Below are 15576 nucleotides of genomic sequence, written 5' to 3'. Positions count from 1 at the left end.
AGACTGTTAAAAGTGGGGAACCAGGTTCGCCTTCTGGATATTACTCAGCGCGAACACTTCATCTTTGCCTTCGACTGTCACCGTGATCATTTCACCATCAACGGCTTTGATAATTCCCTGCCATTTACGGCGGTTCTGTACGGCCATACGCAGAACGAGAGCCACTTCTTCACCGGTAAAGCGCACATAGTGCTCGGCCGTGAACATCGGGCGATCGAGGCCAGGTGAGGAAACTTCCAGGTTGTACGCAACGGTAATTGGGTCTTCAACATCAAGAACCGCACTCACCTGGTGGCTGACATCAGCACAATCATCAACATTGATGCCATCTTCACTATCAATATAGATGCGCAGCGTCGATGTACGGCCGCGAACGAATTCGATGCCGACCAGTTCGTAGCCCAGTGCTTCGACCGGTGCAGTAATCATCTCTGTTAATTTTTGCTCTAATGTGGACAAGCCCACCCCCAAGACATAAAAAAAGGGCGTAAAGCCCAGTTATTCTGTAGTCAGATAACAAAAAACCCCGATAAATCGGGGCTTTAGATAACTGAACCCTATAGCCACAACTGTGGCCTGGAGCACTTTCCTAAAGAATTTTTTCAAATCCAGCTACGAAGGCTCTAAGTCTTCACAGTATATTTGAAAAAGAACTTTATGGGAAAGTGGTTGCGGGGGCCGGATTTGAACCGACGACCTTCGGGTTATGAGCCCGACGAGCTACCAGGCTGCTCCACCCCGCGCCTGAAACGTGGCAAATTCTACGCGTTTTGGACAGAATTTGCAAATAATGCTGGGATTTGGTACCGAAGACGGGACGTAAAATCGGCGTTTAGTATATTGATAGTTGACCCCACCTGTCAAGGCGACTTCCGCCAGATCGATCAGACCAAAATTTTTACAAAAAACGCACGAGTCTCTTCCGGTCTTCGCCAAAAGATGATTAAATGAATACTCACTTATTTTGCATAAAAATGCACAAGAGAGCGAAAGCGGTCTCTAATCAGTCAATCAAGCAGGGTTTTATTCTATGACGACGATTCTCAAGCATCTTCCGGTAGGACAACGTATTGGCATCGCTTTCTCAGGTGGCCTGGATACCAGCGCTGCACTGCTGTGGATGCGCCAGAAGGGAGCGGTTCCGTATGCCTATACTGCGAACCTGGGTCAGCCGGATGAGGACGATTATGATGCCATTCCTCGTCGCGCGAAAGAGTATGGTGCTGAGAACGCGCGCCTGATTGACTGCCGTAAGCAACTGGTCGCGGAAGGTATCGCGGCGATTCAGTGTGGTGCATTCCATAACACCACCGGCGGCCTGACCTATTTCAACACCACTCCGCTGGGCCGTGCGGTGACCGGCACCATGCTGGTTGCCGCCATGAAAGAAGACGGCGTTAACATCTGGGGTGACGGCAGCACCTATAAAGGAAACGATATCGAACGTTTCTATCGTTATGGCCTGCTGACCAACGCCGAACTGCAGATTTACAAACCGTGGCTGGATACCGACTTCATCGACGAGCTGGGTGGTCGTCATGAAATGTCCGAGTTTATGATCGCCTGCGGTTTTGACTATAAGATGTCAGTCGAGAAAGCTTACTCCACCGACTCCAACATGCTGGGTGCGACGCACGAAGCGAAAGACCTGGAATTCCTGAACTCCAGCGTGAAGATCGTTAACCCAATCATGGGCGTGAAGTTCTGGGACGAGAACGTGAAGATCCCGGCAGAAGAAGTGACCGTTCGTTTCGAACGCGGTCATCCGGTTGCGCTGAACGGCAAAACCTTCTCTGACGATGTGGAGCTGATGCTGGAAGCAAACCGCATCGGCGGTCGTCATGGTCTGGGCATGAGCGATCAGATTGAAAACCGTATCATCGAAGCGAAAAGCCGTGGTATCTATGAAGCCCCGGGGATGGCGCTGCTGCACATCGCTTACGAGCGTCTGCTGACCGGCATTCACAACGAAGACACCATTGAGCAGTATCACTCTCACGGCCGTCAGCTGGGCAAACTGCTGTATCAGGGCCGCTGGTTCGATCCGCAGGCGCTGATGCTGCGTGATGCGCTGCAGCGTTGGGTGGCGAGTGCAATCACCGGTGAAGTAACCCTGGAACTGCGTCGCGGTAACGACTACTCCATTCTGAACACCGTGTCTGACAACCTGACCTATAAAGCAGAGCGTCTGACCATGGAGAAAGGTGAATCCGTGTTCTCACCGGACGATCGTATTGGCCAGCTGACCATGCGTAACCTGGACATCACCGATACTCGTGAGAAGCTGTTCAACTATGTTGAGAACGGTTTGCTGTCAGCCAGTTCAGGTAACGGCCTGCCGCAGGTTGAAAACCTGGAGCACAGCGATAAGAAATAATCGCTGATGTAGCATGCAAAAGGCGTCCTGGGGACGCCTTTTTTATTTGGCCTTTCGTAGGGCGGGTAAGCGCAGCGCCACCCGCCATTTTGCCCGGTGGCGCTGCGCTTACCGGGCCTACGAAAAACTACACATAATTTACAGACGAAAAAAAAGACGTCTTTCGACGTCTTTATTCTGGAATATTGGTACCGAGGATGGGACTCGAACCCACAAGCCCGTTAGGGCACTACCACCTCAAGGTAGCGTGTCTACCAATTCCACCACCTCGGTACAGAATACTTAGTGCGGGATATCGCTGGTTGGCTTAGCCGGTGCAGCTGGCTGAGTCTGCTCAGTTTTTGCTGGCGCGCTCAGGTTTTCCCACTCGCTTCCTTTGCTGGTCTTGTTGCTGTTGATATTGCCAAGCACCAGGCTGATGATGAAGAACAGCGTAGCCAGAATCGCCGTAGTGCGGGTCATGAAGTTCGCAGAACCACTTGAACCAAACAGCGTACCGGAAGCGCCTGCTCCGAAGGAGGCTCCCATATCAGCGCCTTTACCTTGCTGCAGCATAATCAGCGCTACGAGAGCGATGGCTACAATAAGGAAAACAACTAAAAGAGCTTCGTACATAATCAACCTGTTCCTTGCGGATTTGCCGCATACCAATGCTTCGACCAATTAGCAGGATTTTTGTTTCCCACTGAAGCGGGTGTGAATACTAACCAAAGCGAATCACCTTCGCAAGGGCATTTTCGACGCATTGTATCAACTGCGGAAAAAAACAGCAAAAAGCCATTAATTGCTTAAAACAAAGGCGGCAAACGCTGCCTTTTTAAACATTTAGCGTGCAAGATTATGCAGCTTTTACGGCATCCGCAATACGGTGCGCAAATTCGGTTACCTGCGCTTCGTCTTCGCCTTCCACCATTACGCGGATCAGCGGTTCGGTACCAGACTTACGCAGCAGCACGCGTCCACGGCTGCCGAGGGCCGCTTCAACGTCAGCCATCACCGCTTTCACGTTCTCATTTTCCAGCGGGTCGCCTTTGCCGGCAGTGAAACGTACGTTGACCAGAATCTGTGGGAACATTTTCATGCCGCTGCACAGATCGTGCAGGCTCATATGGTTGCGCGCCATCGCGGCAACCACCTGCAGCGCGGCCACAATACCGTCACCGGTGGTGGTTTTGTCGAGCAGGATCACGTGACCTGAGTTCTCCGCGCCGATACGCCAGCCCTTCTCCTGCAATTTTTCCAGCACATAGCGGTCACCCACTTTCGCGCGAACGAACGGAATACCGAGCTGTTTCAGCGCCAGTTCCAGGCCCATGTTACTCATCAGCGTCCCGACCGCACCGCCGCGCAGCTGACCCTGACGCAGACCTTCACGCGCAATAATGTAGAGGATCTGGTCGCCGTCGACCTTGTTACCTTCGTGATCAACCATGATCACGCGGTCACCGTCGCCGTCCAGCGCAATGCCCAGATCGGCTTTTTCTGCCAGAACGCGCGCCTGCAGGGCACGAACGTCCGTCGCACCGACCTGCTCGTTGATGTTCAGACCATCCGGCTCACAGCCAATGGCGATCACTTTCGCACCGAGCTCGCGGAAGACATTCGGGGCGATGTGGTAGGTCGCGCCATTTGCGCAGTCCACCACAATTTTGAGGTGCGCCAGGCTCAGCTCATTCGGGAAGGTGCCTTTACAGAATTCGATATAGCGACCCGCCGCATCAACGATACGGTTCGCTTTACCCAGCTCTGCGGAATCAACACAGGTGATCTCTTTTTCCATTTCAGCTTCAATGGCTTCTTCCACCTCATCCGGCAGCTTGGTGCCATCAATAGAAAAGAATTTAATGCCGTTGTCGTAGAACGGGTTATGAGAGGCCGAGATAACAATCCCCGCTTCCGCACGGAAGGTGCGCGTCAGATACGCGACCGCAGGCGTTGGCATTGGGCCTGTAAAAGAAGCGGACAGTCCAGCCGCCGCCAGACCCGCTTCCAGCGCGGATTCCAGCATATAGCCGGAAATACGGGTGTCTTTACCGATGATAATTTTACGTGAGCCATGACGCGCCAGAACCTTACCGGCAGCCCAGCCGAGCTTCAGGACAAAATCAGGGGTGATGGGAGCATCGCCTACGCGCCCGCGTATACCGTCGGTACCAAAATATTTACGATTACTCATAGCGTTTGTTTTCCTTCGCTGCCAGTGTGGCTTCCACCACACGCATGGCTTCTACTGTTTCTTTGACGTCATGGACACGAATGATGTGCGCACCCTGCATCGCCGCAATCACCGCGCAGGCCAGGCTGCCACTAAGGCGTTCGCTCGGGCCTACATTCAGCAACTGGCCAATCATCGATTTCCTCGACATCCCCACCAGCAGCGGCAGGCCAAAGTGATGAAATTCCGATAAGCGCGCAAGCAGCGCATAGTTGTGGGAGAGATTTTTACCGAAACCGAACCCCGGGTCGAGCAGCAATTTCTCTTTTGGGATACCTGCACGTTCACAGCGTTCGATATGCTCAATAAAGAAGCGGCTTACATCGGCAAAGACATCGTCATACTTCGGCGCGTCCTGCATGGTTTTCGGCTGCCCCTGCATATGCATCAGGCAAACCGGCAGCCCGGTTTCCGCAGCCGCCTCAATCGCCCCCGGTTCGGTAAGTGAACGAATATCATTGATAATGTGAGCGCCCACTCTCGCCACTTCACGGATCACTTCCGGTTTGGAGGTATCAACGGAGATCCACACTTCAAACCGCTGCGCGATAGCTTCAACGACCGGCACCACGCGCGCCAGCTCTTCTTCCACAGACACGTCCGCCGCACCGGGACGCGTCGATTCGCCGCCAACATCAATGATGGTGGCACCCGCATTGATCATTAAATTCGCGTGCTTAACCGCCTCGATAAGCGTGTTATGCGTGCCACCGTCAGAGAAGGAGTCAGGGGTAACATTCAGGATCCCCATCACATGGGGATGTGAAAGATCGAGATGCGAGTCCTGAGCGAATAATTTCATGGCGAAATCCCTGATATCTAAATGGTTAAACAGAAATGAAAAACCCCGGAGCAAGCTCCAGGGTTTGAGTTACAGACAAACGCTTCAACAGCAGTGACTTACTTATCGCCCAACTGTTCTGACATGGTGTTGCCCGGGTTTGGCGTACGCGGTTCATCAACCGGACGCGGCGCACGCGGGGTGCCATTGTTGTCAGAGTTATTGGAAGCGCCTGGGTCTTCCCAGCCTGCTGGCGGACGCACTTCGCGGCGCGCCATCAGGTCGTCAATCTGCGGTGCATCGATGGTCTCATATTTCATGAGCGCATCTTTCATGGAATGCAGAATGTCCATGTTGTCATTCAGGATCTGACGCGCGCGACCGTAGTTACGTTCAATCAGCGCTTTCACTTCCTGGTCGATGATACGAGCCGTTTCATCGGACATATGTTTCGCTTTTGCCACGGAGCGGCCCAGGAACACTTCGCCCTCTTCCTCTGCATAGAGCAGCGGACCGAGTTTGTCGGAGAAGCCCCACTGAGTCACCATGTTACGCGCCAGGTTTGTCGCCACTTTAATGTCGTTCGACGCACCGGTAGAAACATGTTCCGGACCGTAGATAATCTCTTCGGCCAGACGACCGCCGTACAGGGTTGAGATCTGGCTTTCCAGCTTCTGACGGCTGGCGCTGATCGCGTCGCCTTCAGGCAGGAAGAAGGTCACACCCAGCGCACGACCGCGCGGAATAATCGTCACTTTATGCACAGGATCGTGTTCCGGCACCAGACGACCAATAATCGCGTGACCGGCTTCGTGGTAAGCCGTGGACTCTTTCTGCGCTTCCGTCATCACCATGGAGCGACGTTCCGCACCCATCATGATCTTGTCTTTCGCTTTCTCGAACTCCACCATCGACACGACGCGCTTGTTACCACGAGCGGCAAACAGTGCAGCTTCGTTGACCAGGTTAGCGAGATCCGCACCGGAGAAGCCCGGAGTACCGCGCGCAATGATTGCCGCGTCGATGTCGGGTGCCAGCGGTACGCGACGCATGTGAACTTTCAGAATCTGTTCACGACCGCGAACATCCGGCAGACCGACAACAACCTGACGGTCGAAACGGCCTGGACGCAGCAGCGCCGGGTCAAGAACGTCCGGACGGTTAGTCGCCGCGATAACGATGATACCTTCGTTACCTTCGAAGCCGTCCATCTCAACCAGCATCTGGTTCAGCGTCTGTTCACGTTCATCGTGACCACCACCCAGGCCTGCGCCACGCTGGCGGCCTACGGCGTCGATTTCATCGATGAAGATAATGCACGGTGCTGCCTTCTTGGCCTGCTCGAACATGTCACGCACACGAGATGCACCAACACCCACGAACATTTCGACGAAGTCAGAACCTGAAATAGTAAAGAACGGCACCTTCGCTTCACCCGCTATGGCTTTCGCCAGCAGGGTTTTACCGGTACCCGGAGGGCCAACCATCAGCACGCCTTTCGGGATTTTACCGCCCAGTTTCTGGAAACGGCTCGGCTCACGCAGGTATTCAACCAGTTCACCGACCTCTTCTTTCGCTTCGTCACACCCGGCAACGTCCGCAAAAGTGGTCTTGATCTGATCTTCCGTCAACATACGCGCCTTGCTCTTACCGAACGACATGGCACCTTTGCCACCGCCGCCCTGCATCTGGCGCATAAAGAAGATCCAGACGCCGATAAGAAGCAGCATCGGGAACCAGGAAATGAAGATAGAAGCCAGCAGGCTTGGTTCTTCTGGCGGCTCACCTACCACCTTGACGTTTTTAGTCAGAAGGTTATCAAGCAGCTTAGGATCGTTCACCGGGATGTAAGTCGTGTAACGGTTACTATCTTTCTTGGTAACGTTGATCTCACGTCCGTTGATACGCGCTTCGCGAACCTGGTCCTGATTGACCTCCTGCAGGAAGGTAGAATAATCCACCTTGCGGCCATTCGACTCGCTGGGCCCAAAGCTCTGGAATACTGACATCAGCACAACGGCAATGACCAGCCAGAGTATTAGGTTTTTCGCCATGTCACTCAAGGGATTAACCTCATATTACAACTGTGTTAAAAACAGCGTCAGGATACTCTATATCCAGTTTCATTCAAACTTTCGTCTGAAATCTCCCGGTTATCATTTTCGCCCGGTCGCTACAATATACACTTCACGGGAACGGGCCCGGGAAGAGTCCGGCTTACGAACTTTGACCTTCGCAAACAGGGAGCGAATTTCCTTAAGATACTCCTCGAAACCTTCGCCCTGAAACACCTTCACAACAAAACTACCACCAGGCGCTAGTACATCACGACACATTTCTAACGCTAGCTCCACCAGATACATGGCGCGGGGGATATCCACCGCCGGTGTTCCGCACATATTTGGTGCCATATCTGACATGACAACCTGGACCTTACTGTCACCTACACGATCGAGTAACGCTTTCAGCACTAATTCATCACGAAAGTCGCCCTGAAGGAAGTCGACACCGACGATGGGATCCATTGGTAAAAGATCGCACGCGATGATTCGGCCCGTTCCGCCGATCTGCGTTACCGCATATTGGGACCATCCGCCAGGTGCCGCACCGAGGTCAACAACCGTCATCCCCGGCTTAAAAAGTTTGTCACTTTGCTGTATTTCATCAAGTTTAAACCAGGCACGGGAACGCAACCCCTTTTTCTGTGCCTGTTGAACATATTTATCGCTAAAGTGTTCCTGGAGCCAGCGGCTGGAGCTGGCAGAACGCTTTTTACCTGTCATTTAACATTTCCGTCCTGGTTCATCGTTGCTTGCCTGTGACGTAAATTTCTACGCAGCTATTTGGCGATATAAGGGAGATGGCGGTAGAATGAACCGTTTTCAATCCCAACGTAAGCAAAAATATACGATGAATCTGAGTACTAAACAAAAACAGCACCTTAAAGGTCTGGCACATCCGCTCAAGCCTGTAGTGATGCTTGGCAACAATGGTTTGACCGAAGGGGTGCTTGCCGAGATTGAACAAGCGCTGGAACACCACGAGCTGATCAAGGTGAAAATCGCCTCTGAAGACAGAGACACTAAAAACCTGATCGTGGAAGCCATCGTGCGCGAAACCGGCGCCTGTAATGTACAGGTCATCGGTAAAACGCTGGTGCTCTACCGCCCGTCTAAAGAGCGTAAAATCTCGCTGCCACGTTAAGGATATCCTGAATTAAACACATTTTCTGTGTGAAACGAGGGATTTCTGTCAGCAGGCGAGCAAAATGCCATGCTCCTTGAGTTGATAAAAGGCCGCTACGCGGCCTTTTTCTTTTCTTTACAATGTATCAACATCTTAGTAGAGAAGCGAATTACAGGTATTCAACCTTAATAATTTCGTATTCTACTTCACCGCCAGGGGTGCGGATGGTGACAACATCGTCCTGCTCTTTGCCAATCAGGCCGCGAGCAATCGGCGAGTTCACCGAAATCAGGTTCTGTTTGAAGTCAGCTTCATCATCACCCACGATGCGATAGGTCTGCTCTTCGTCGTTGTCCAGGTTCAGCACGGTAACGGTAGAACCAAAGATCACACGGCCATTATTCGGCATCTTAGTGATATCGATAACCTGTGCATTGGACAGCTTTGCTTCGATATCTTTAATACGCCCTTCACAGAAGCCCTGCTGCTCACGCGCGGCGTGGTATTCAGCATTCTCTTTCAGGTCGCCATGCTCGCGCGCATCCGCGATAGCGGCGATGATTTCAGGACGACGCACGGATTTCAGGAAATCCAGCTCTTCGCGCAGTTTTTCGGCACCACGTAAGGTCATCGGAATAGCTTGCATTTGTTATACCTCTTAAACATTCCTGTTGGGAGCAGTGTTCCCTGCTCCTGCCCCCCTTTAAGCGGGCAAGAAGCAAAAAGAAAACCGACCCGGGAGCGATGCCCCAGGTCAGCAGCAATTTTTCAATTTGATACGCATTTTACCGCGAAGTTCACTATGGGTCATCGTTTACTTTGCAGTGCCATGCACCGTAGTATGACGGTTTGTTTTCGGGTTGTTAGCGCGAGATTATGCGATTTTCCAGTTTTATCATCGGATTGACTACCAGTATAACGTTCACCGCTCAGGCCGCGAATGTTGATGAGTACATTAATCAGCTTCCCGCAGGCGCGAACCTCGCCCTGATGGTGCAGAAGGTTGGCGCACAGGCTCCCGAGATTGACTATCACAGTCAACAGATGGCGCTGCCTGCCAGTACCCAAAAGGTGATCACCGCCCTCGCCGCCCTGCTCCAGCTCGGGCCTGACTTCCGTTTTACGACCACTCTTGAAACCAAAGGTAACGTCGAGGGTGGCGAACTGAAAGGCGATCTTATCGCCCGTTTTGGCGGCGATCCGACCTTTAAACGCCAGGATATCCGCAATATGGTTGCGGTGCTGAAAAAAACCGGCGTGCAGAAAATTGACGGCAATGTGCTGATCGATACCTCCATCTTTGCCAGTCACGATAAAGCCCCGGGCTGGCCGTGGAACGACATGACGCAGTGCTTTAGCGCCCCGCCCGCCGCCGCGATTGTTGACCGCAACTGTTTCTCGGTTTCGCTTTACAGTGCGCCAAAGCCGGATGATTTAGCGTTTATCCGCATAGCGTCCTACTACCCGGTCACCATGTTTAGCCAGGTTCGCACGCTGGCCAAGGGCTCTCCTGATGCACAGTACTGCGAACTGGATGTGGTGCCAGGCGATCTTAACCGCTTCACGCTGACCGGCTGCCTGACACAGCGCGCCGATCCGCTGCCGCTGGCCTTTGCGATACAGGATGGCGCAAGCTATGCAGGCGCCATTCTGAAAGATGAGCTGAAACAAGCGGGAATAACCTATTCTGGTACCCTGCTTCGTCAGACGCAGGTCAACCAGCCCGGCACGGTCATCGCCAGCAAACAGTCTGCGCCGCTGCACGATTTACTGCGAATAATGCTGAAAAAGTCGGACAACATGATTGCCGATACGGTGTTCCGCATGATTGGTCACGCCCGTTTCGGCGTGCCGGGAACCTGGCGCGCGGGTTCAGACGCGGTTCGGCAGATCCTGCGCCAGCAGGCGGGGATCGATCTGGGTAATACCATCGCCGTCGATGGCTCCGGACTATCGCGCCATAATTTGATCTCTCCGGCCACGATGATGCAGGTGCTTCAGTACATTGCACAACATGACACTGAGCTAAACTTTATTTCAATGCTGCCGCTGGCCGGGCATGACGGTTCACTGCAGTACCGCGCAGGGCTTCACGCCGCGGGCGTGGATGGCAAAGTCTCCGCGAAAACAGGCTCACTGCAGGGGGTTTATAATCTTGCAGGCTTCATCACTACCGCCAGCGGACAGCGCATGGCATTCGTGCAGTATCTTTCCGGCTATGCCGTCGAACCGACCGACCAGCGCAATCGTCGTATTCCGCTGGTTCGCTTCGAAAGCAGGCTTTATAAGGACATCTACCAGAATAACTAGCGATGAAACTACTTATAGTTGAAGACGATCTGTTATTGCAGGAAGGGCTGGCGCTGGGGCTGGCCAATGAAGGGTATGCTCTCGACTGTGCAGGCACCGCAGCAGAGGCGGATGCCCTGATCCAGAGCGGCGAATACAGCCTGGTGATCCTCGATTTGGGCTTGCCGGATAAAGACGGCGCCACGCTGCTCAGCCAGTGGCGACGTCGCGGCATCGCCAACCCGGTATTGATCCTGACGGCACGTGATGCCATTGAAGACCGTATCACCGGCCTCGATGCAGGCGCAGACGATTACCTGGTGAAGCCTTTTGCGCTCGCGGAGCTGCAGGCTCGTGTACGAGCGTTGATTCGCCGCTATCAGGGCCATAGTGATAACTTACTGACCGACGGCGATATAACGCTGAATTTGCAAACCCAGCAGGTGCTGCGCCAGGATCAGGCCGTAGAGGTGACGCCAAAAGAGTTCGCCTTGCTTACGCGTCTGATTATGCGCAGCGGGCAAACGGTACACCGAGAAACGCTCCAGCAGGATATCTACTCCTGGCAGGACGATCCCGGGTCAAATACCCTTGAGGTCCATATTCATAACCTGCGGCGTAAGCTTGGCAAAGACAGGATCAAAACCGTTCGCGGCGTCGGCTACCGTCTGGAGAGCCAGAAATGAACAGCATGCGTCGGCGTTTGATGGTGCTGCTGGCGGTCATTCTGTTATTTTTCCAGCTGATAAGCGTCATCTGGCTGTGGCATGAAAGCCGTGAACAGATTGGTTTTCTGGTCAACGAAACGCTGTCAGCGAAAGCGCGCAATAATCACGTTGAGAAAGAGATCCGCGAAGCGATTGCCTCGCTGCTGGTCCCTTCCCTGGTGATGGTCGGTTTTACCCTGTTCTTCTCCTTCTGGGCCGTCACCTGGATAACCCGGCCGCTGAATAAGCTCCGCGACAGCCTCGCTAACCGCTCAGCCGATAACTTAACCCCGCTTCCTATGTATTCCGACATGGAAGAAATTGGCGCGGTGACGACCTCCCTGAACCAGCTGCTGGCCCGGCTGGATAGCACCATTCAACAGGAGCGTCTCTTCACCGCAGACGCCGCACACGAACTGAGAACGCCTCTGGCCGGTATCCGGCTCCATCTGGAGCTGATGTCGCAGTCAGGTGCGCCTCAGGCCGCCACGCTGGTTAGCCGTATCGATCAGCTCATGCATACCGTCGAACAGCTGCTGATGCTGGCCCGTGCCGGACAGGCAATGGCGAGCGGCCACTACGAAACCGTGAGCTGGACGGAAAATATCATCGAACCTCTCGGCCTTGGGCATGAAGCCAAAGAGCATACGGTGATTTGGCCCGCTAAAAGCGCGCTCACGGTTCAGGGAGACGCCGTTCTCCTGCGCCTGATGCTGCGCAACCTGCTGGAGAATGCCGGGCGCTACAGCCCGACAGGGACAACGATTACAGTGACATTAACCGAGGTCGACGGCGGGACGCAGATCAGCGTTATCGATCAGGGGCCGGGGATTGATGAAGCGCACCGGCAGTCCATTACCGAGCCATTCCGCCGTCTTGACCAGCGCTACGGAGGCAGCGGTCTGGGCCTGAGCATCGTGCAGCGCATCGTCCAGCTCCACCACGGCAGGCTGACGCTTGAGAATGGCGCTGAAGGCGGTTTAATCGCCAGCTGCTGGCTGCCCGCAACGCTGGAATAAAAAAGCCCCCATAACGGGGGCTTTGAACAGCAATTAGTGCTTGTAGATGAACTCGACGCCTTCTTCGTCGTCTTCATCCCAGTCATCGTCCCAGTCTTCATCGTCTTCTTCCGCTTCCAGCTCTTCGAGCTGCTGGCGGTGGTAGTCATCCCACATGAATTCGACTTTTTCAGGCTGTTTGACTTCTTCCGCCTGAACAATTGGGTTCTCAATGATGAAGGTCATCACATCCCAGCACAGATCTTTCACGCCGACCTGGCTTGCCGCAGAGATCAGGTAGTACTTATCTTCCCAACCCATCGCTTCAGCAATGGCTTTCGCTTTTGCTTCCGCTTCGGCTTTGTCCATCAGGTCGATCTTGTTAAAGACCAGCCAGCGTGGTTTATTCGCCAGTTTTTCGCTGTATTTTTCCAGCTCGCCAACGATGATGCGGGCGTTTTCAACCGGATCGGAACCGTCGATAGGATCGATATCGATAAGGTGCAGCAGCACGCGGCAGCGCTCAAGGTGTTTCAGGAAGCGAATACCCAGACCCGCCCCTTCCGCGGCGCCTTCAATCAGACCCGGAATATCGGCAACCACAAAGCTCTTCTCGTTATCCATACGGACAACGCCCAGGCTTGGTACCAGCGTGGTAAATGGATAGTCCGCCACTTTTGGCTTGGCTGCAGAGACGGCGCGAATAAACGTCGATTTACCCGCGTTTGGCATACCCAGCATGCCCACGTCAGCCAGAAGCATCAGCTCCAGCTGCAGGTCGCGCTTATCGCCCGGCGTACCCATCGTTTTCTGACGCGGCGTACGGTTAACGGAAGATTTGAAACGGCTGTTACCCAGACCGTGCCAGCCGCCTTTCGCCACCATCAGGCGCTGACCGTGTTTGGTCATGTCACCCATGGTTTCACCCGTCCCCTGGTCAATCACACGCGTACCGACCGGCACTTTAATGGTGACGTCTTTACCGCGTTTCCCGGTACAGTCACGGCTCTGGCCGTTCTGACCACGTTCAGCGCGGAAGGATTTTTCGAAACGGTAGTCGATCAGCGTGTTGAGGTTCTCATCCGCCTCCAGCCACACGTCACCACCATCCCCACCGTCGCCGCCATCAGGACCGCCACGAGGGATATACTTTTCACGGCGGAAGCTCACGCAACCGTTGCCGCCATCACCAGCCACGACCAGGATCGTCGCTTCATCAACAAACTTCATTTTACTCTCCGTAACTCATTCGCCTGAGCGGGGGACTACTACAACCGCTTCATTTTTGCGCCAACGTCCCCAGAGACGATGACCAATGGCGGAATACATCGCGCCCGCAACCACGACAAACGCACCGAGATAACCCAACAGGTTGAGCATCGGTCTGACGAAGACATCGGGCCAGGCCATTGATAACAAATCTGAAAATAACAGCGTAAACAGCGGAGTAAGCGTGATTAATGCGCTCACCTGTGCTGCCTGCCAGCGCGCCATCGCTTCGGCCAGCGCGCCATAACCGACCAGCGTGTTCAGCCCACAAAAAATGAGGCACGCCAGTTGCCAGTCGCTAAGCTGGGAAATTACGCCCGGCTTCGCTAATGGCAGCAATGCTATTGTACACAAAGTGTACAGCAAAAAGAGGATCTGCTGTGAGGCAAGCCGACGCAATAACACCTTTTGCGCGACACCATAGCTCACCCAGACCGTTGCTGCCCCCACACCGAAAATGACACCCCATGTGTAATCCGTCAGGCGGGTAAAAATCTCGATCAGACTGGTGTTGAAGAACATCACCAGACCGCACAACAGCATGCTCGCCCCGATAATCTGCGTACCGCGCATCTTCTCCTTGAGGATAAAGACGCTGGCGACCATCATGCCCACCGGCGAAAGCTGACCAATCACCTGCGACGCCGTGGGGCTGAGATATTGCAGGGAAGAGCTGAACAGGATGAAGTTACCGAACAGACCGCCCGTCGCGATAGCCAGCAGCACCAGCCAGCGCGGTTTACGGAAGAGCCGCAAGGGTGGAAGCTTACCTTTGATGGCCAGAATCGCCCCAAGGCCGATGCTTGCCATCAGAAAGCGATAAAAGACCACCGTAGCCGGCTCCATCACTTCCAGTACCTGCTTCATTGCAATTGGCAGCGCACCCCAGCACATTGCGGTTGTGAGCGCCAAAAGAATTCCTATGCCGGCCTGCTGCTTCATGCCCGTTTTCCCTACAGAAAAAATTACCGGGTTTCCAATGTAAAAAGCCCCGCAACAGGTTGCGGGGCTTTAATCCGTTACCGGACCGAGAAAACCTTACTCAGCAACGATGCTGATGTATTTACGGTTGTTCGGGCCTTTAACTTCAAATTTCACTTTACCGTCTGCTTTAGCAAACAGAGTGTGGTCACGACCGCAACCTACGTTGTTGCCAGCGTGGAATTTGGTACCACGTTGACGAACGATGATGCTACCCGCCAGAACGGATTCGCCACCGAAACGCTTAACGCCCAGGCGTTTAGCTTCTGAATCGCGACCGTTACGTGTGGAGCCGCCAGCCTTTTTATGTGCCATTTAAATCTCTCCTCAGGTCTTAGGCGCTGATGCCAGTAATTTTCACATCAGTGAACCACTGACGGTGGCCCTGCTGCTTACGGTAGTGCTTACGACGACGAAACTTAACGATTTTAACTTTCTCGCCACGACCGTGTGCAACAACTTCAGCTTTGATAACGCCGCCATCAACGAAAGGAACGCCGATTTTGACTTCTTCACCGTTTGCGATCATCAGAACTTCTGCGAACTCAACAGATTCGCCAGTTGCGATGTCCAGCTTTTCCAGGCGAACGGTCTGACCTTCGCTTACTCGGTGTTGTTTACCACCACTTTGGAAAACCGCGTACATATAAACTCCGCTTCCGCGCACGTCCTCGTATGAATCAGAGTGCGCTATAAATATTCACAATAGGGCGCGAATATTACGCAAAACGCGAGCCTTTGACAAGTGCTACCGTCAATACATGAAGAAAAAA

General features: G+C 53.7%; 16 protein-coding genes and 2 tRNA genes. 5 read left to right on the top strand and 13 right to left on the bottom strand.

The window, feature by feature from the left end; translation table 11 throughout:
• Positions 1–6 precede the first annotated feature (6 nt).
• Both rimP and BFG58_RS12885 read right to left on the bottom strand, forming a co-directional pair.
• On the bottom strand, positions 7–459 hold the full coding sequence (gene rimP / locus BFG58_RS12890; RefSeq protein WP_014833432.1) for a ribosome maturation factor RimP: 453 nt from the start codon (positions 457–459) through the stop codon (positions 7–9).
• A 207-nt stretch (positions 460–666) separates the two neighbouring features.
• Positions 667–743: transfer RNA gene (locus BFG58_RS12885), tRNA-Met, on the bottom strand.
• A 287-nt stretch (positions 744–1030) separates the two neighbouring features.
• Here BFG58_RS12885 and argG point away from each other — a divergent pair.
• Positions 1031–2377 (top strand): argininosuccinate synthase, encoded by a 1347-nt coding sequence (gene argG, locus BFG58_RS12880; RefSeq protein WP_014833433.1) that lies wholly within the window; start codon positions 1031–1033, stop codon positions 2375–2377.
• Between the two features lie 186 nt (positions 2378–2563).
• Here argG and BFG58_RS12875 read toward each other — a convergent pair.
• The 6 genes from BFG58_RS12875 to rlmE form a co-directional block, all read right to left on the bottom strand.
• Positions 2564–2650 (bottom strand) — tRNA-Leu (locus BFG58_RS12875).
• 9 nt (positions 2651–2659) lie between these two features.
• Positions 2660–2992, bottom strand: coding sequence for a preprotein translocase subunit SecG (secG, locus tag BFG58_RS12870; RefSeq protein WP_023309338.1), 333 nt, complete (start codon positions 2990–2992; stop codon positions 2660–2662).
• A 223-nt stretch (positions 2993–3215) separates the two neighbouring features.
• A complete protein-coding gene (gene glmM, locus BFG58_RS12865; protein WP_021242257.1) occupies positions 3216–4553 on the bottom strand; it encodes a phosphoglucosamine mutase in 1338 nt (445 codons plus the stop codon).
• On the bottom strand, positions 4546–5394 hold the full coding sequence (folP, locus tag BFG58_RS12860) for a dihydropteroate synthase (protein WP_069719908.1): 849 nt from the start codon (positions 5392–5394) through the stop codon (positions 4546–4548). The genes glmM and folP overlap by 8 nt, the downstream gene beginning before the upstream one ends.
• A gap of 98 nt (positions 5395–5492) precedes the next feature.
• Positions 5493–7427: an ATP-dependent zinc metalloprotease FtsH gene (gene ftsH / locus BFG58_RS12855; RefSeq protein WP_013098921.1), complete on the bottom strand. Its 1935-nt coding sequence runs from the start codon at positions 7425–7427 to the stop codon at positions 5493–5495.
• A 102-nt stretch (positions 7428–7529) separates the two neighbouring features.
• Positions 7530–8156, bottom strand: a complete 627-nt coding sequence (gene rlmE / locus BFG58_RS12850; protein ID WP_003861812.1) for a 23S rRNA (uridine(2552)-2'-O)-methyltransferase RlmE — start codon at positions 8154–8156, stop codon at positions 7530–7532.
• A 127-nt stretch (positions 8157–8283) separates the two neighbouring features.
• Here rlmE and yhbY point away from each other — a divergent pair, with 127 nt between their 5' ends.
• Positions 8284–8577, top strand: a complete 294-nt coding sequence (yhbY, locus tag BFG58_RS12845) for a ribosome assembly RNA-binding protein YhbY (RefSeq protein ID WP_003861814.1) — start codon at positions 8284–8286, stop codon at positions 8575–8577.
• Between the two features lie 151 nt (positions 8578–8728).
• Here the strand turns inward: yhbY and greA are convergent, their stop codons facing one another.
• Positions 8729–9205, bottom strand: a complete 477-nt coding sequence (gene greA, locus BFG58_RS12840) for a transcription elongation factor GreA (RefSeq protein ID WP_014171793.1) — start codon at positions 9203–9205, stop codon at positions 8729–8731.
• Between the two features lie 230 nt (positions 9206–9435).
• Here greA and dacB point away from each other — a divergent pair, with 230 nt between their 5' ends.
• The 3 genes from dacB to pmrB are packed head-to-tail and all read left to right on the top strand — an operon-like array spanning position 9436 to position 12574.
• Complete coding sequence (gene dacB, locus BFG58_RS12835) at positions 9436–10869, top strand: serine-type D-Ala-D-Ala carboxypeptidase (protein WP_021242259.1); 1434 nt, start codon at positions 9436–9438, stop codon at positions 10867–10869.
• Between the two features lie 2 nt (positions 10870–10871).
• On the top strand, positions 10872–11534 hold the full coding sequence (gene pmrA / locus BFG58_RS12830) for a two-component system response regulator PmrA (RefSeq protein WP_024906362.1): 663 nt from the start codon (positions 10872–10874) through the stop codon (positions 11532–11534).
• Positions 11531–12574, top strand: coding sequence for a two-component system sensor histidine kinase PmrB (gene pmrB, locus BFG58_RS12825; protein WP_069719907.1), 1044 nt, complete (start codon positions 11531–11533; stop codon positions 12572–12574). Before pmrA ends, pmrB begins: the two co-directional genes overlap by 4 nt.
• A 33-nt stretch (positions 12575–12607) precedes the next feature.
• On the opposite strand, the gene cgtA is transcribed toward pmrB, so the two are convergent.
• The 4 genes from cgtA to rplU all read right to left on the bottom strand — a co-directional run bounded on the left by cgtA (position 12608) and on the right by rplU (position 15449).
• Complete coding sequence (cgtA, locus tag BFG58_RS12820) at positions 12608–13783, bottom strand: Obg family GTPase CgtA (RefSeq protein WP_021242261.1); 1176 nt, start codon at positions 13781–13783, stop codon at positions 12608–12610.
• A 15-nt stretch (positions 13784–13798) separates the two neighbouring features.
• On the bottom strand, positions 13799–14764 hold the full coding sequence (locus BFG58_RS12815) for a DMT family transporter (protein WP_069719906.1): 966 nt from the start codon (positions 14762–14764) through the stop codon (positions 13799–13801).
• Between the two features lie 96 nt (positions 14765–14860).
• Positions 14861–15118, bottom strand: a complete 258-nt coding sequence (rpmA, locus tag BFG58_RS12810) for a 50S ribosomal protein L27 (protein WP_004385076.1) — start codon at positions 15116–15118, stop codon at positions 14861–14863.
• 19 nt (positions 15119–15137) lie between these two features.
• Entirely contained in the window at positions 15138–15449 is a 312-nt protein-coding gene (gene rplU, locus BFG58_RS12805; RefSeq protein WP_003025032.1) for a 50S ribosomal protein L21, read from the bottom strand.
• Positions 15450–15576 lie beyond the last annotated feature (127 nt).

Origin of the sequence: Enterobacter sp. ku-bf2 (genome assembly GCF_001742765.1) — a bacterium.
Taxonomy (GTDB): domain Bacteria; phylum Pseudomonadota; class Gammaproteobacteria; order Enterobacterales; family Enterobacteriaceae; genus Enterobacter; species Enterobacter quasiroggenkampii.
The sequence above is the reverse complement of the archived record's forward strand: the minus strand, read 5'-3'. Positions and strand labels throughout refer to the sequence as shown.

What these genes read in the sequence shown, in the direction of transcription:
- argG (WP_014833433.1), top strand. Translation starts at nt 1,031, where the DNA reads ATGACGACGATTCTCAAGCATCTTCCGGTAGGACAACGTATTGGCATC.
- secG (WP_023309338.1), bottom strand. Translation starts at nt 2,992, where the DNA reads ATGTACGAAGCTCTTTTAGTTGTTTTCCTTATTGTAGCCATCGCTCTC.
- glmM (WP_021242257.1), bottom strand. Translation starts at nt 4,553, where the DNA reads ATGAGTAATCGTAAATATTTTGGTACCGACGGTATACGCGGGCGCGTA.
- folP (WP_069719908.1), bottom strand. Translation starts at nt 5,394, where the DNA reads ATGAAATTATTCGCTCAGGACTCGCATCTCGATCTTTCACATCCCCAT.
- ftsH (WP_013098921.1), bottom strand. Translation starts at nt 7,427, where the DNA reads ATGGCGAAAAACCTAATACTCTGGCTGGTCATTGCCGTTGTGCTGATG.
- rlmE (WP_003861812.1), bottom strand. Translation starts at nt 8,156, where the DNA reads ATGACAGGTAAAAAGCGTTCTGCCAGCTCCAGCCGCTGGCTCCAGGAA.
- yhbY (WP_003861814.1), top strand. Translation starts at nt 8,284, where the DNA reads ATGAATCTGAGTACTAAACAAAAACAGCACCTTAAAGGTCTGGCACAT.
- greA (WP_014171793.1), bottom strand. Translation starts at nt 9,205, where the DNA reads ATGCAAGCTATTCCGATGACCTTACGTGGTGCCGAAAAACTGCGCGAA.
- dacB (WP_021242259.1), top strand. Translation starts at nt 9,436, where the DNA reads ATGCGATTTTCCAGTTTTATCATCGGATTGACTACCAGTATAACGTTC.
- pmrA (WP_024906362.1), top strand. Translation starts at nt 10,872, where the DNA reads ATGAAACTACTTATAGTTGAAGACGATCTGTTATTGCAGGAAGGGCTG.
- pmrB (WP_069719907.1), top strand. Translation starts at nt 11,531, where the DNA reads ATGAACAGCATGCGTCGGCGTTTGATGGTGCTGCTGGCGGTCATTCTG.
- cgtA (WP_021242261.1), bottom strand. Translation starts at nt 13,783, where the DNA reads ATGAAGTTTGTTGATGAAGCGACGATCCTGGTCGTGGCTGGTGATGGC.
- BFG58_RS12815 (WP_069719906.1), bottom strand. Translation starts at nt 14,764, where the DNA reads ATGAAGCAGCAGGCCGGCATAGGAATTCTTTTGGCGCTCACAACCGCA.
- rpmA (WP_004385076.1), bottom strand. Translation starts at nt 15,118, where the DNA reads ATGGCACATAAAAAGGCTGGCGGCTCCACACGTAACGGTCGCGATTCA.
- rplU (WP_003025032.1), bottom strand. Translation starts at nt 15,449, where the DNA reads ATGTACGCGGTTTTCCAAAGTGGTGGTAAACAACACCGAGTAAGCGAA.